Origin of the sequence: Bartonella sp. TS25HLJMH (assembly GCF_042193505.1) — a bacterium.
Taxonomy (GTDB): domain Bacteria; phylum Pseudomonadota; class Alphaproteobacteria; order Rhizobiales; family Rhizobiaceae; genus Bartonella; species Bartonella grahamii.
The window spans coordinates 40,332-57,489 of record NZ_JBHILV010000011.1 but is presented as its reverse complement, the minus strand read 5'-3'; the positions used below and the strand labels follow the sequence as shown (position 1 = coordinate 57,489).

Here is a 17,158-nt window from a genome sequence, read left to right as displayed (position 1 = left end):
AGGTGTTGGTGTTCCAGGTGTTGGTGTTCCAGGTGTTGGTGTTCCAGGTGTTGGTGTTCCAGGTGTTGGTGTTCCAGGTGTTGGTGTTCCAGCAGGTACGTCAGCTGCTGTCCCAGGTGGTATTGTCAATGCTACTTTAAGAAATGTTCCAGCTTCCTCTGCAGTCGGTGCTATTCCAGGTGGGCTAAGGCCTCAAAATAGTGTGCGCAGTAGAGTAACAAGAGCTGCAGATGTAGGAACTAGAGAACGTAATTCTGTAGGTTTTACTGATTCTGTGTTATATAAAGCTATCTCCTGCAATAAGTCTGGAGAATATGGAATAACAGGGGGGGGTATTGTGGTGACAGAGGATGGTCCTGCTGTATATGTGAATAATAATGCAAAGAAAGAGACAGACAAAACTGTTCTTAATTTGGATCGTGTATCTATTATGAATGTACGGGGGAAGAATCGTTCTCCCAGCCTTTTAGGAATAGGAGATATTAGTACATTAGTTCGCACTCCAAATAATTCTCTCAATATTAGTGGATATCGTCCTGTTGCGAGAGCGGGTCAAGAGGCTTCTCTTAATAAAATCAATGGAGTCATTAATAGAATCAATTGGGGGGTTGCTGTGTTGGTAAACAACACATATGAGACAGTTAATTTAATAAACTCAAAAATTAACAGTTTTTTTGTTGGACTTCAAGCTCAAGGTTACGGAACTATCTCTATGCTAGGTGGATCTATCAAAGGTGCTTATGTAGATGCTTTAGCTGTAGGTGGTGGACGAATTTCTTTAAATCGAGTAAATATTGATGCTCTTGGAGTTGGTTTGTGGAGTTTTGGAAAATCTGTTATACAGATGCAGTCTGGACAAATTATTATAGAAAATGGTGGGGTAGGGGTTATTGCGGAAGCAGGGGGACTTGTAGTATTAGATGGAACTACTATCAGAGTTTCTGAGGTAAACCCCAAGGCTTTCTTTAGCGAATATAGTGCTGGTTTTTTATCGTATGGAGGTAACATTTCTTTTAAAAATGGACAACTTGAAGGTTCCAATACCGTTGCGTTGTTGATAAATGATGCGTTTCCAAGCAATCTGTTTGATTATGCTAGTCTACAGACTGCTAATCCAGATAATGCAGCTGGTCAAGGTGCTCAAGCTGCTCCAGAAGAAGTGGTGCTGATGGGAGGAAAGGCGATAGTAGGTACGTCCAATACTAAAGCTGCTCTCATTGAAGAGACTTCTTCTGTTATAGAGCATTTTTTAGGGCCGGATTTATTTTCTGCAAAATCTGGTGGACCCTCTACAATTACCAAGTTCATGATTTCTGAGATTCAACAGTCAACTATTACAATGAGGGGTAAATCTTACGGTATATATTTTGATGGGGAAGAAGATTTTATAGAGGATAATAAGAAGAAATTGGAGAGGGAAAAAGATAAGAGAAATAGGTTACATGCAGTTCTTTTGAAAGGTACTCGTCTCGAAGTTCCAAATGGTGTGGCCATTTATGGTGATAATTTGGCGGGGAACGTTGTTATAAAAGACACATCAAATGTTTCAGGTGGTTTATTATTGAACGCTGAAAGTAAGTCCGATCTGTCTGTTTTTGTTCAAAACTCTTCAATTATAGGAGGTGCTCGTATTGAGAAGGGTTCTCATGCTAAGCTTTTCTTATCCAATGGATCGCAATGGCATGTAAAAAAGAATCTATATAGTAGTGTGAACAGTTCAGATCATACTTGTGTGGATTCATGCATTTCATCTATAAAACTTTCAGATAGTGATATTAAATTTCTTACTTCTTTCAGAAATGGAAATGCTGGGGATATTGAATATAGAACCCTTCGCATTGGAAGTGCAGATGCAAGTCGAAACGGTGTGGTTTACACAGCTTCGGGGACCTCAAAAATTCATTTCAATGTAAATTTAGCTTCGTCTGGTGCAAAAAATACTCAGGTATCTGATAGGCTTATAGTTAATGGTGACGTTGAAGGGAAAACTATAGTACATGTGAATGATACTTCAGGTGGAGAAGGACAAGCGGATTCAGCTAGACACAGTGTTTCGCTTATTCAGGTTTATGGGCAAGCACAACAAGATTCTTTCAGGCTGGATGGTTCTTATGTTACTCTGGGTACTCCTTATCAATATACTCTTCATGCTGTGCAAAAAATAGACGACTCTTTCAATCCTACATTGTTAGGATTGGGAAATAAATTTTGGGATTTCTCTTTAGAAATTGAGCGTGTTGTTTCTGTTGGAGAAGGTACAGAGGGTTCTCCATTATCGGAGCGGGTAGTAGTTCAGTCTCCACCTAGTTTATCGACGGGATCTGGTACAAATGAGTCTAGTACGGATTTAGGTCTTACATCTACTATGGTTTCTCAAGATACTTCTAATGATTTGGATTCTGAAGACCATATTTCATCTACTCCGTATTCGGAAACAGGGGATACATTATTGCTAACAACAGATGAAAATGGTGAAGCTATAAGTATTTCTCTTCTTGATAATTCAAGGGCGGAATATGGTGATGCTGGGTATAGTATAGTAGAAGAAGATGATGTGGAGTCAGCTGATGCATCTGTTGGGGATCTGATTCCAACTTTTGAAGCTTCAGGAAATACTCCATCTACTTCAGGAAGTGTTTTGACAACTGGGGAAACTATTGATGAAAGTGTAGATACTTCTCATACTGCTTCTCCTAATAGAACGGGTAGTCAGAATGAAGTAGGATATCCTACAGTACTCCGTAGTGATAATGATACAGTTGATGTGAATGATGTAGATGAAAGTGGACCTACTCCATCACCGAGAACAGAAGATAGATTAACAGGTGGAAATAGTGACACTTTAGGTATTTCTCTTCTTGATAGTTCAAGTGCGGAATCTGATGCTGTAGGGTATACTATAGTAGACGGAGAAGGTCATATTACAGAGGATAATAATACAACGGTTGAATTAGTTCCATCTCAGGCTGTTATGTCTTCTGCTACTCCTCAATCTTCTACGCTGGAGAGTTCTGTACTTGGAAGGTCTGACACAGGCGATTCTGATATGGAATTAGGTTCTTTGACTGGAACTTCTCCAGTTTCTGAAACTGAAGAACGGACTTCATCTTCTGCTGTTCAATCTTCTTCGTTGGGAACTGTCAAGACTGAAGTGCCTGCTGCTTCTGGAAAAACTAAAAAGCCTCAGTTTTCTTCTACCCTAGTTAATTCTACTAAATCTAAGAAAAGGAAGCCTACCTCTAAGAAGATGGATAGTAAACCTGTAGCGCGTGTTCTACTTTATAATAAAGGATCCGACACACTTAGATCTGAATCGCACAAGCCTATGGTGGCGACTGTATCAGCCAATGCTATAACGCAGGAAGGTGTTTCTTCTCAGTGTAGTAATACGGGGGAAAATGGTACGGAAAGATTGCAAGGTGCTTATTCGTGTAGTGATGGTAAGACATATACAATGAAAAATCTTACACTGAAGGCAAGTGAGGCAACTCAACATTCTATGCATGCAAAAAGTCAGAATACAATTATTAAACTAGAAGGGGCCACAATTAGTGGGGCAGATTCTTCTGATAGTAAAAATAATGTTAATTCTACTGTATCAAAGCTCGTAAGTGCTGTTCTTGCAGAAGACAAGGCAGAAGTTATTTTGGATAAGAAATCAAAAATCCAATCTTCTGTGATTGGGCTTGAAGCGCAAAGTGGCGGGAAGGTTACGATGAAGGATGGGACAGTCAATGCGCTTTATGTGGGCGCTTTGGCGGGTTCTGGATCCTCTGTTAATTTAAAGGATACGAAAATTAACGTAACAGGGGATTTGGCTGTGGCTGGTCTGGCGAGTAAGGCTGGTGAGGTGACGATGGACTCTGGAGCTATTACTTTGGCAAAGGGAGTGGCTGTGAGGTCAGAAGCTGGGGGAAGCGTTAAGTTAGACAAAGTGGACATTACTGTGAAAAAAACAGCAGAAAAATTAGATTCTGCAGATAATTTTGCACGTGCAGCTTTTCTGGTGAGTGATAATGCTTCTGTTGATTTTAAGAATGGAAATGTTGTTACTGATGCTCATGCTTTGTGGGTTAGAGCGGCTGATGGAGACATTAAGAAGGGTTCTTCTAGGCAAAGAAGATCTTCTGACGTTCGTCTCTCGATGAATCGCGCTAATATCGAATCTTCTATTGTTAGAGTGGAAGGAGATGGATCCTATGGTATATATTTTGATGGCACGGCTCAAAGACCAGCAGATGGACAGAATCAGGTCGCAAATGGGAATTCTGTTAGAAAAACAAGGAGTGTTGAGCGAAGCGCTGTATCCAAACAGGAGAAAACACCTATAGGCATAACAGGAGCAATTTCATTGAAGAAAACTGATTTTGAAGTTGCAAATGGTATAGCCATCTATGGTAATAATTCTGGTGGTTATGTTTCATTAGAAAATAAAACAACTCTTGCTGGTGACTTGTTGTTGAAGGCTGAGAATGATTCTAATATATCAGTTTCGGTTGATAACTCTGTTATTACAGGCGGTGTTCGCGTTGATAAAAGCTCTTATGCAAAATTAGACTTGGCTAATAGTTCACAGTGGGTTCTAAAAAGAAGTGCACAGAGGAATTTGGGGACTTCAGATTTAGGATGCGTGGATTCATGCATTTCTTCTGTGAGTCTTGTAAACAGTGCTATTGATTTTGCACCTTCGGAATCTGAAGGAAAATATCAGACTCTCCATATTGGAAATGGGAAAGGGACAGTTTATGCGGCACAGGGTAATGCTGTAATTTATCTCAATGCACGTTTAAATCCTCGTGATCCGAGTGATCAGCAAGTCACTGATAGGCTTGTCATTCATGGTGATATTTCTGGAAAAACAAAAATACATGTACGAGGTGATGCGGGCAATGTAGGAGATGGTCAAGCGAATGCCAAGATTGCTCATAGTGTTTCAGTTATTCAGGTCTATGGTCAAGCGAAGAAAGACTCTTTCCAACTCGATGGCAATTATGTTGCACTGAGCAACTCACCTTACAAATACACTCTTCGTGCTTATGCTCCAGAAGCGACTTCGAAACAGGAGCATGTTCAGCAGAAGTTTGTTAAGGATGGTGGAGAGTTTTGGAACTTCCGTCTAGAAAATCAGTATGTTAAGTCTATGAGATCTGCTGCCCTTCCTGAACAATTTGTAAGGTCTGTTGTTCCACAGGTTCCAACTTATCTCAGCTTGCCTAATAGCGTGTTCCATGCTGGTTTGATGGATATCAGTAATCAAAACAAGCAGTTAGAGACGTTGCGGATGACTTCTACAGGAATGGTAGAGGTTCGTGAGAATCCTGCTTTATATTTACGCGGCTATGGTGGAAGTTATCGTTATTCTTCAGATCTGTCCGCACTTGAATATGGTTATGACGGCGATCTTAGTTATAATGGTGTAGAGGCGGGTGTTCTGCTGCAAACTATTGAAAATACCGACAGTGCTATATCCTTTGGTGTTATGGGAACTTATGGAAAACTTTCTCTGCAGCCTTTGAATGTTGAGCACAGTCAGAAGAGTGCATTTGATAAATGGACTGCTACGGTATATGGTAGCATGCAGCATAATGTTGGCTTCTATGTCGATGGTCTTTTATCCTATGGTCTGTTCAAAGGTGATGTTCTCACTCTTGCACGAGGTAAGACGGCAACATTGAAAGGTAATCCTTTGAGTGTTTCCTTATCTGGTGGTCAGACAATTGCTACAGGATATAAGGGGTTTGTCTTTGATCCGCAGGTTCAGGTTGTGTATCAACATCTCCAGTTTAATAAAGCCCGTGATATCGACGATTTTGATATTGAAATGGGTAACCTTGATCAGTGGGTGGTACGTGTTGGTGGACGCTTAACCAAGACTCCTACAGGCTCTGAAGGCGTGAATGCTGTTGCTTTCTATGGTAAGCTTTATCTTGCTCATGGTTTTGAAGAAAAACAGTCTGTGCATTTCAAGGATGCTTTCAAGTTAGGGGCTTTCGGTTCTTCATTAGAGGCTGGATTAGGCTTTAATGCCAAATTGTTGCCACAGTTCTCTTTACATGCTGACGCTCTCTATCAACATAAGCTTAATAAAGCTGGTTTTTCTGGAATAAGTTTTTCTGGAGGAGTACGTTATCAGTTTTAATATAAGATACAGTATGTACTTTTTTAGAAAAGGCAGCACATTGTGCTGCCTTTTCTCTTTATAACAACTTATGTTGTTCTTAAAAGCTTCCCATCTTCTTGATTGAATAACAAAAGATATAGTGTGTTTTATACGTGAGGGCACTTTTCTACGCTAAAGCGAATTTTCTTAAAATTTATGCTGCTACTGATACGATAGAGTGCCTCGCTTTTATCGGCTTTTTAAGCGTTCAGCAGTCCAGTATGCGTTACATTATCCTTTTTTGTACTGTATTGATATTATCTAATATAATATTTGATGTTTTCTAAAGCTCGTTTTTGAGAGTTTGTTTTCTGCTGATTTAAATCATTGTTTCATTCATTTCCTTGTGGATTAATTTTTAAAGTTCACAAGGTTCGGTTGTGTTTTTAATTAATTACACGCACTGATTTTATTTTTTCTTTACACGAAATACAGAATGCATTATACACTTATAAAGTGTAATTTTTAATTATTCTCTTGTAGGTGGTTTTGGCGTAGAGCTTCTGCCAAATTTATTGAGATAATTAATTGCACAGTTCAGATGAGCATGAGGCATGTTCTTTTTGTTACACTTTTCGTATTTTGAGGTGTGCAATGGGATGTTTTGCAGGTGCTTTTATTTTTAATGAGAGGGGAAGAAAAGTTTCGAGGGAACTATGATTAAAGTTTTTAGAAATCATGTATGTTTATGTGCTTATACAACAGCTATCCTCTCTTTGTTCCAAAATGGAATAGAAGTTTATGCGGCTGCAGAGGAGGTTGGTAAACCTTATGTTATAAAGGTTATCCCAATTGTCTCTACTAATTCTTCTCCTCATCTTAGCGGGAGTAATAAGTATAAGCCTCCTCTTAGTGGAGAGAGTGGGCGGAATAATCATTATACTTCTCATCAGATCCAAGTTGGCGACAACGATGAGGGTATTCGTGGGGGGAGCGATTATCGTAAGCTGAGTGGAGTGGATGGAGCGAACAGACATCAGGAAAATGTAGATAACTCTGTTAAAGATGCAGACTCTGATGGAAGAGGTGTGAATCCTAGGTTTTATTACTACAGTGGGTTGTATTATATATGTGATAATTGTGGGGAGCCTAAAATTGATAATAAATCTTATAGGATTACAAATGAGAATGCTTCCAACTATCCTGATGATCCTACTGCTATAACGGTGAAAGGAATAGGCACAAAGGTTAGTGGGAAGAATGTAGAGGTTAGTAGTCAAGTTGCTGATAAAACTTTTCTAATGGGGGTGCATGTATTAGAGAATGGTAAGATTGTTTTGGAAGATCCGATTATCAAAAATACAGTTATAGCCCTTCGTGCGAGTAATGGAGTGATTGAGGTAAAAAATGGAAAGATTGAGGAAAGTCATGAGGGTGTTGATGCAGCAGAGAACTCGTTTGTTCTTTTAGAAGATACAGAAATTAAGACCTCTAATGGGAATGCAAGTCTTTTAAGTTATGATCATTCAGAAATTTGGATGTCAGGTGGATCAGTTGATTTTATGAACAGCCATGGGGTTTCTTCCACGTTAGGTGGGAAGATAAATCTCGAGAATGTTGAAATTACTGGGAAGGCGGACAAAGGCAAGGATCATGCGGTTGTGCATACGGATTTAGGGAGGACTGTTAATTTAGAGGGGGCCACTATTCGTGCTATGGATGTCCATGGCATATTATTAGAAAATACAGTTAATTCTATTCCTCTGCAGGAAGTTAAAGATTTATCAAATGAAGATTCTGATTCAGAGATTCCTGTGACTGAAGTTAATATGAAATCCTCTTCTGTTACTGTAAAGGGTAAGGGATCTTATGGTATCTATTTGCGGGGAGAGAAGCCATGGGGTGAAGGTGGGGATAAAAAAGAAGAAATTTCATCAGGGGAAGAAAAAGCGTTACCACGATTAGAAGTGGTTAATTTGGATAAAACAGAGTTTTCTGTTTCAGACGATGCGGCTCTTTATGGTAGAAACATTATTTCTGGTGCAGTGGGGTTGGTGCACAGCACTCTTCGTTCAGGGAATTTTTTATTAAAAGCTGAGGAAGGTGCTTCTATAACAGTTTTGGCTGATGCTTCTACTCTTGAAGGTCGCACACACGTTGATAAAAATTCTAATGCCGAACTTTATTTGGGAGGCCGTTCTAAATGGATTTTACAACAATCGTTGCAAAAAAATCAACATGAGGATGCACATGCTTCTTCTATTTCACTCGTTAGTCTTATGGGTGAGAGTTCTATTAATTTTAAAAGAGATGAATCTTCTTCTGTTGATGATTATCAAACCCTTCGTATTGGAAAGGGAAAGGGTGAAGTTTATAGAGCTCGGGACGGTGCCTTTATTTCCCTTAATAGCTATCTGAATAGTGGTGGTGCTCTTGATCATCAAAAGACAGATCGTGTTTTAATTCATGGTGATGTTTCGGGAAAAACAAAGCTCCAGGTGCGTGGAGTTTCAGGAAGTCCAGGAGGATACACGGGAAGGGGAGGAAATAATGAAGGTATTTCAATCATTCAGGTTTCTGGGAAAGCAGAGCAGGATTCTTTTCAGTTGGAAGGTGGTTATGTAGCACTAGATAAATTACCTTATCAGTATAAGCTTTATAGTTATGGTCCAGGGGCTCATTTAGGAAAAGCAAACATGGATCAAAGATTAGTTGAAGGGAACGGAGAATTTTGGGATTTTCGCCTTGAAAGCAGATCTATAGATCCTGATGTTAAACCTAAACCAGATCCTGCTCCGAAGCCTTTTCCTGACCCAATTCCAGGACCAGAACCTTCTCCGGCACCAGCTCCGGGGCCTCATCCTAAGCCGGGAGTTAGGGCTGTTGTTCCGCAGGTTCCGACTTATCTCCTTTTGCCTAATGCCTTACGTCATATTGGTTTGATGAATGTGAGCAATCAAAATAAGCGATTCGAAGCTTTACGAATTCCTTCTGGGGGCTTATTAGAAAGTCGTGAAAATCCTATCTTTTTTGTAAGCGGTTATGGCGGCAATCATCGTTATACTTCAAATCTTTCCGCGCTTGAATATGGTTATGGCGGCGAGCTTGATTATAATGCCATAGAGGCAGGTGTTTTGCTGAAAGCAATCGAAAATATGTATGGTTCCACTTCTTTTGGAATTATCGGGGCCTACGAGAGATTTTCTTTGCAACCTTTGAATGTTGAGAAGAGTCAAAAAAGTACATTTGACAAATGGTCAGTTACGGCATTCGGTGGTATGCAGTATGATGCGGGTTTTTACGTTGATGGTCTTGTGTCTTACGGTTTGTTTAAAGGTGATGTTCTAACAACTGCACGTGGCAAGACGGCAACATTAAAGGGAAATCCTTTAAGTGCTTCATTGACGGCTGGTAAAACATTTATGGTGGGGGAGGAGGATGGCATTGTTTTTGATCCGCAAGTTCAAGTTGTTTATCAATATCTTCAATTTAATAAAGTGCGTGATGTGGATGGCTTTGATATTGAGCTGGGAAAGCTTCATCAGTGGATAGGGCGTGTTGGAGGGCGTTTAACAAAGAGGCTGGTCGCAACTGATAAGGCTCAAGTTGTTTCTTTCTATGGCAAGCTTCATCTTGCTCACGGTTTTGAAGGAAAACAATTTGTGCATTTTAAAGATGCTTTTCAGCTAGGCTCTTTTGGTTCTTCGTTAGAAACTGGATTAGGTTTTAATGCCCAATTGTCTCAAAAATTTGCACTTTACGGCGATTTGGTTTATCAGCACAAGCTAACGAAAGCTGGTTTTTCTGGAACTAGTTTCTCTGGTGGTTTGCGTTATCATTTCTAGTTTTGTTGCTGTTTCTGATTAATCTTTGAAAAAGCCACAAGTTATGCTTGTGGCTTTTTCTCATTTTCTATTCATTTTGTGTTATAGCGTTTTTACGAGAGTATGACTTTGCATATCTTTAATGTGCTTTTGGGTTGGACTTCTTTCATTTTTTTGAAAAGTTTGTACGTTATCGTTTCAAAAACGCGTATTTCAGAGTGATTATTATATTATTTATAATATGCCGACTGATAAAGATATTTTTTAATTCAGGATGCGGAAATATTTTCAAGGCTTTTATGATGAATCCATAAAAAGCATTCCTTTGCACATTATATGTCAGCTTGGAAAGTGAAATAATCGTCTAAGAAAAGAGTCAATATAATTTTTGGGAATTATGTTAAGAGAAGAGGATTTACAATATTAGAAATGGCAAAGAAAAGAAGATACTCAAGCGCAATGAGGGCTATATCCGATGAACTTTATATTATATCTGCTGTCGTTGTGAAATGGGGAGGGAAAAATGAGAGATATCTGAGAAAACTGATGAATGAGAAACATAATGACGTATTGTTTTTCGAAAATGTGTTTTCTTAAAAGGAATGCGATAAATAACAGGATGAAGTCATATATAATATTTATTTTTTAAAGATCCGGCTCTGAATGCTTTTGAATGTTGTCAAGTTGAATTAAAAGGAGATAGTAAAAATAGGAACTAATTTTTACACGTTCCTACTCTTTATTAGGCTGTCTTGCCATGAAGATTGCCTAAAAAGGTATATGTAAACTCTTGTGTTTCAATTTTTGCATATGTTTTGTCTTCTTCAAAGTACATAATAATATCTATCGTAAGGATGTTGATTATACCCGTTCTGGGGGATTAGACAGCAGTTAAAGTAGGTGTTTTAATACGTGTCAACCGATTAAAGCTATTTTTGAATAACAACTTTAAAGGTGATTTTTCTGTCGTTATTTAGTTATATTTTTTTATTTCATATTTACATAAAACACAAAAAATATTAATAAAGTTCCTGTCTTTAAACCAAAGCGTATTAAATTTTCTGGTTAAACATTTTGATACGTTATGTATTGCTCTATAATGGGGCATAATCATGGTGTAGTTATGGTAAATCTATTTAAAAATCGTTTCTCCTTATGTACTTTTACAACAGCATTTCTTTTTTTTGCACATAATGCTGATGTTTTTGCTCACAATGCTGAATCTCAAGGTTTCTCTGGAAAAAAGCAGTCTTCATGTGATCAGAATGCAGCATTTTATCAGTGTGATGATGGAGAACAGAATGAAATTAATAATAAAGTTTATTCACTAACGGATAAAAATATTAATGGTGTTTATGGAGCCATAGAGGCGTCTAAGAAAGATACAATTATTCGTGGCAAGAATATAACTGTTAAGGGGATTTTGGATGAAAAGAATAATTCGGAAAAGAATTTTTGGAAATATGGAGTAAAGGCATCAGAAAAGGCGGGCGTCTTTCTGAATGATTCTAATTTGAGTGGCGTTTTAGTGGGGGTAGAAGCTCAAGGTGGTTTCATCGTAATGTCTGGTGGATCAATTGATGCAATCAAAGTGGGGGCTGTTGCAGAAGGAAAATCTCAAAGTAGAGTTGATTTAACGAATACGCAAATTAGCCTAGGGAGTGTTGGGGTTAAAGCAGGAGAAAAAGGGTATTTTATTTTAGAGGGTGTTTCTATTACCGGCAAGGGGAGTACTGGCAAGGATGATCAAGGGCTGGATGTAGGTCGTCAAGCAGCTTTTCACATATCTGAAGATGGTTATGTTCAGTTTATGAAAGGGTCTGTTGATGTTATTGATGTTCATGGGCTTTTATTGCAGGGAGATAAAGCTCCTCAGATTGATATTGGAGATTCCAATATTACAGTGAAAGGTAATGCATTTTATGGTATGCATTTTGAAGGTAAGGCAGAATCAGAAGGCTCGTTAGAGAAAAAATCATCGCGCGTTAATTTGGAAAAGACGCGTTTTGTAGTCCCAGATAGCATAGCTCTTTACAGCAGTAAATCTGGAAAGTCTTCTATATCTTTAAAGGAAACAAAGCTTTTTGGAGATTTGTTGCTGAAGGTTGATAGTAACTCTTCTATAAAGGTTGTTGCTGATGCTTCTGTACTTGTTGGTCAAACTCAGGTTGATAGTAGTTCTACAGTTGACCTTGAATTGAAAAATAATTCACAGTGGGCTTTATTGCAACCAAGACATAAAAAATTACAAGATCCTAATTATGGAGGTGTTTCATTTATTTCGTCGGTAAGTCTTTCTAATAGTTCCATTACTTTTAAAAAACCAAATTCCGGTACTGATAATGCATATCAAACGCTTTATATTGGGAAAGGAACAGGTCCTGTTTATCAGGGTTTTAGTGGTGCTTGGATTCATTTGAATGCATGTTTAAATCCTAGTGATACAAGTGATCATCAAGTAACGGATCGGCTTCTCATTCATGGTGACGTTAAGGGAAAAACTATAGTCCATATACAAGGGGTTGCGGGAGGTTTAGAAGAAAAAAATAAAAAAGCGCATAGTGTTTCAATTATTCAAGTTTATGGAGATGCATCGTATGACTCTTTTCAACTGAATGGACAGTATGTTGCCTTAGAGGGGGCCCCTTATAAATATGTACTTCGTTCTTATGGTCCAAGTACTACTGGAGAGGAGGAGCATGTTAAACAGCGATTTGCTTTGAATGGAGGCGCATTTTGGAATTTTCGTTTAGAAAATGAATATGTTCAAACATCTGATGTTTCTAAAAGTACTCCTATGGTTTCTAAACGTACACCTCCTGCACATGCTTCTTTTGAGGATGTTGTTCCAGAATCTTCTGTGGATGTTGTTCCAGAATCTTCTGTGGATGTTGTTCCAGCGTCTTCTGGTGATGTTGTTTCAGTGTCTTCTGCGGATAGTCTTTCTAAAATTGAAAATGTTTCTCCGTCTCGACGAGGTGTAAGATCTGTTGTTCCTCAGGTACCAACTTATCTGCTTTTGCCAAATAGTTTGTTCCATGCAGGTTTGGTAGATATTAGCAATCAAAACAAACAGTTGGAGATAGTACGGACTAATCTTAGTGGAATGTTGGAAATTCGTGAAAATCCTGCTTCATTTTTGCGTGGCTATGGTGGGAGTTATCGTTATGTTTCAGATTTATCTGCGCTTGAATATGGTTATGGAGGGGATCTAGGGTACTATGCGCTAGAGACAGGTGTTTTGCTACAAACTGTTGAAAATGTTGACAGTATTATATCCTTTGGGGTTATGGGATCTTATGGAAAGCTTTCTCTACAGCCTCGAGATGTTGCACAAAGCCAAAAAAGTACATTTGATAAATGGACTGCTACAGTTTATGGTAGTATGCAGCATGATGTAGGATTCTATGTTGATGGTCTTTTATCCTATGGTCTGTTTAAGGGAGATGTTCTGACAACTGCACGGGGTAAGACTGCAATATTGAAGGGTAACCCTTTAAGTGTTTCCTTAATGGGTGGTCAGAAAATTGCCACAGGATATGAAGGTGTTGTTTTTGATCCACAGGTTCAGGTTGTTTATCAACATCTTCAATTTAATGCGGCTCGTGATATTGATAATTTTAATATTGAGATGGGTAAACTGGATCAATTGATGGTGCGTATGGGGGGGCGTTTGATGAAGACCCTGACTGCGTCTGAAAAAGATCGTGATGTTTCTTTCTATGGAAAGATTCATTTTGCCCATGATTTTGGCAAAGAAAGAACTGTGCGCTTTAAAGATTCTTTCCAGTTAGGGGCTTTTGGTTCTTCTCTAGAGGCTGGATTAGGTCTTAATGCTCACTTGTCTCAAAAATTTGCGCTTCATGCTGATTTGGTTTATCAGCATAAGTTGAGCAAAGGTGGTTTTTCTGGGATCAGTTTTTCTGGTGGGTTGCGCTATCGTTTTTAGAATGATCATCTTGGGGTAAGTTGTTTAAAAAGCCACAAGCATAGCTTGTGGTTTTTTATTATTTGTTTGCAATTTTTAAAATAAGCTTTTTTAAAAAATGTTTTTTGCATGAGCAAGTTTGTTTCTTTTTAGAAACGAGATAAGGCTTTCTGGTTTGCAGTTCTTGCTTCTTATGCTGTTTTTCTTCCTTTAGTGTATTTTTATTAAATTCTCTTGAAATTACCGCTTTGGGGTGGATTTTTTATTTTTATCTATATTTTACGCGTTTTTTTATAAATCATACAATTTTAAATTGTGATATTTTGGGATTCTGGCTTTACATAAAACATTTAGTGGATACATAAAATACAAAACATATTTTAAATTATCACGCGTAACCAAAGTTATTAAACAGAATACGTGTTTTTTTGTTTTTAGAGAAGGGGAAGAAAGTTTGTAGAAAATTATGCTTAAAAAGCATCTCTCTTTATGTCGTTTTACAACGGTTATTTTTTTCTTTGTATACAATGTTGATGCAGGTGAGATTCCTGCTGAGAAGAAGCCATATTCATCTAACGAAAGTGCCTCATTTTATCGTTGTAATAATGGTAAAATGCATGAAATTTCCCAGAAAACTTATCAACTTACGGGTGCAAGTTCTGATGCTGCCATAGAGGCATCAGGGGAAGATACAGTTATTGAGGGAGAGGCTATAATCATTAACGGTGTTTCGAATGCAAATGGCCATTCAGAAACAAATGCTTGGACAACAGCTGTAAAGTCCTCAAATGGGGGAGGCGTTGCTCTATTTTATTCTATGTTAAATGATGTGTCGATAGGGGCTGATGTTAATGATGAGGGAGCTTTTGAGATGCAGGATGGGGTGATTAAAGCAACCAGAATAGGGATCAGTGTTGCTGGTAAAGGGTCGTTTGTTGCTTTGACCAAGACAGAGATTAAGACATCTTCTGATGCGATAGGTCTTTTGAGTTATAATGGTGCAAAAATTTATATGAAAGGAGGGAAAATTAACTTTGCTGATGGTATTGGTGTTCAAACAGGAGGAGAAGGAGAAATTAATTTAGATGGTGTTTCTATTACCGGGAGGGGGAAACAGGGGATAAATACAGATAATCATCGTGAAGCTTCTGCTTTTAGTATGCTTCAGGGGAAAGGCTCTCTTAATTTCCAGAAGGGAAACGTTGATGTTAACAATGCTCATGGCATTGTATTGCAGGGGAATGATAATAATGATGCTCATATCAAATATTTCAATATTTTTGTGGAAGGGAATGCATTTAATGGCATGCGCTTTTTTTGGGAAGCTGTCTTAAATGATAAAAAAACAATTATACCTGGAAAAGGGTCTGTCCATTTGACAAAGACAACCGTTATGGCTCCAGAAAGTACGGCTATTTATAGCCGCCAATTCGAAACTTCTGTTAAACTCTCACAATATTCAAAAATTTCTGGAGATTCACTCCTTAAAGCTGTTGAGCATTCCAATGTAAAGATTGAGGCTGATGCTTCTACTCTTGTAGGAGTTGCACATGTTGATGAAAGTTCTACAGCTAAGATAGAGTTTAAAAATGGTTCAAAGTGGATTTTATCGCGACCAAAAGTTGACAAATTGCACAACTCCGATGCTTCTGGTTCTAAGTTAGGGGACTATTCCTTCATTTCATCGGTCAATCTTACGGATAGTTCTCTTATTTTTGAAGAACTAAAATCCAAAACGACAGATGGTTATCAGACACTTCTTATCGGAAAAGGGGCAGGGACTGTCTATCGTGCACAAGGCGATGCGCGTCTTTATCTTAATGCATATTTGGATAAAGGAGGTGCTCTGCAAGAGCAAAAAACGGATAGGCTTTTAATCAATGGTGATCTTGAAGGAAAAACGACAGTCCATGTGTATAGTGTTCCTGGAAGCTCAGGGGCATTGACGGGAGATGGTGGTAATGATCAGGGGATTTCCATTATTCAGGTTTATGGAAAAGCCGCTGAAGATTCTTTTCAGTTAAAAGGGGGTATGCCACACTTGAAGCCTCTCCCTATCAGTATCATTTTATGAGTTATGGTCTAGGCTCTGCTTTAGGGGCGGCAGATTCCAATCAAAGAGTGCTTAAAAATACTGGAACATTTTGGGATTTTCGCCTCGAAAGTCAATTTGTTGATTCTACTTCTCTCAATTCCACTAAAGTTTTTCCTGTTCTTAATTTGGTTGTCCCTCCTTCTTCTGATGATATTCCTTCTTTTCCTAAAATTCATCCTAATATGACTGGAGGTGAGGATGGTTCTATTGATTCTAACTCTCAGCAAAAACCTCAGGAGCCAAGTCTTTCTTCTCCTGTAGATTCTCCTGATAGGGACTTTCATCTTACTACCACACCTAATGTACCTGATGTTGTTGTGCTTGAGATCCCCAATCCTCCTTCCTCTCTTGCACCTGTTGTTCCCGCTATTGCTGAATCTAAACCAGTTTCCCCAGTTTCATCTGGTTCACCTGTTCCGCCATCTGTTTTTGAGCCTTCTTCTCATTTTGAACCAAATGTGAGAGTCATTGTTCCACAGGTTCTGACTTATATTCTTGTTCCAAATACCTTATTTTATGCTGGATTGATGGATATCAGTAATCAAAACAAGCAGTTGCAAGCGTTGCGAACTGTTTCTGGTCGGTTGTTGAAAAATGATGAAAATTCCGCTTTGTTTTTGCGCGATTACGGTGGACATCATCATTATACTTCAAATTTATCTGCACTTAAATATGGTGATTATGGCGGTGAGCTTGATTATAATGCACTAGAGGCAAGTATTTTACTCAAGAAAATCGAAAGTACATATAGTACGACATCCTTTGGGATTATGGGAAATTATGGCAAGCTTTCTTTGCAGCCTCGAAAGGTTAAACAAAGTCAAAAAAGTACATTTGATAAATGGTCTATTACAGCATATAGCAGCATGCAGCATGATACAGGCTTTTATATAGATGTCCTTTTTTCCTATGGTTTATTTAAGAGGGATGTTCTCACGCAAGCAAGAGGCAAGATAACAACATTGAAGAGGAACACTTTTGAGTGCTTCATTGATTGCGGGTAAGTCATTTATGACAGGACATAAAGGGGATAGTTCGTTTCTGCCTTTCTCTATTTTTGCATAAGCCTTTTTTTCATGACCCAAGGTCATGTCGTTAATTTAAATGTGTTCAGATTATTCTGAGCACTCATATTGGTTACAATTACAATTATAGTTAGGGGTTATTTTTGATCCGCAGGTTTAGGTTATTTATCAAAATGTGCGGTTTGA

At 38.4% G+C, this 17,158-nt stretch carries 3 protein-coding genes and 1 pseudogene; all 4 read left to right on the top strand.

Annotated features, from left to right (window positions below):
* Positions 1 to 6,139 (top strand): autotransporter outer membrane beta-barrel domain-containing protein (locus ACFINF_RS06315; RefSeq protein ID WP_375620133.1); only part of this gene is annotated, 6,139 nt, incomplete at its 5' end.
* Positions 6,140 to 6,816: 677 nt separating this feature from the next.
* A complete protein-coding gene (locus tag ACFINF_RS06310; protein WP_375620132.1) occupies positions 6,817 to 9,945 on the top strand; it encodes an autotransporter outer membrane beta-barrel domain-containing protein in 3,129 nt (1,042 codons plus the stop codon).
* A 1,102-nt stretch (positions 9,946 to 11,047) separates the two neighbouring features.
* Complete coding sequence (locus tag ACFINF_RS06305) at positions 11,048 to 13,873, top strand: autotransporter outer membrane beta-barrel domain-containing protein (protein ID WP_375620131.1); 2,826 nt, start codon at positions 11,048 to 11,050, stop codon at positions 13,871 to 13,873.
* 445 nt (positions 13,874 to 14,318) lie between these two features.
* Positions 14,319 to 16,976, top strand: a pseudogene (locus ACFINF_RS06300) (autotransporter outer membrane beta-barrel domain-containing protein); the annotation flags it as partial.
* Positions 16,977 to 17,158: the final 182 nt, after the last annotated feature.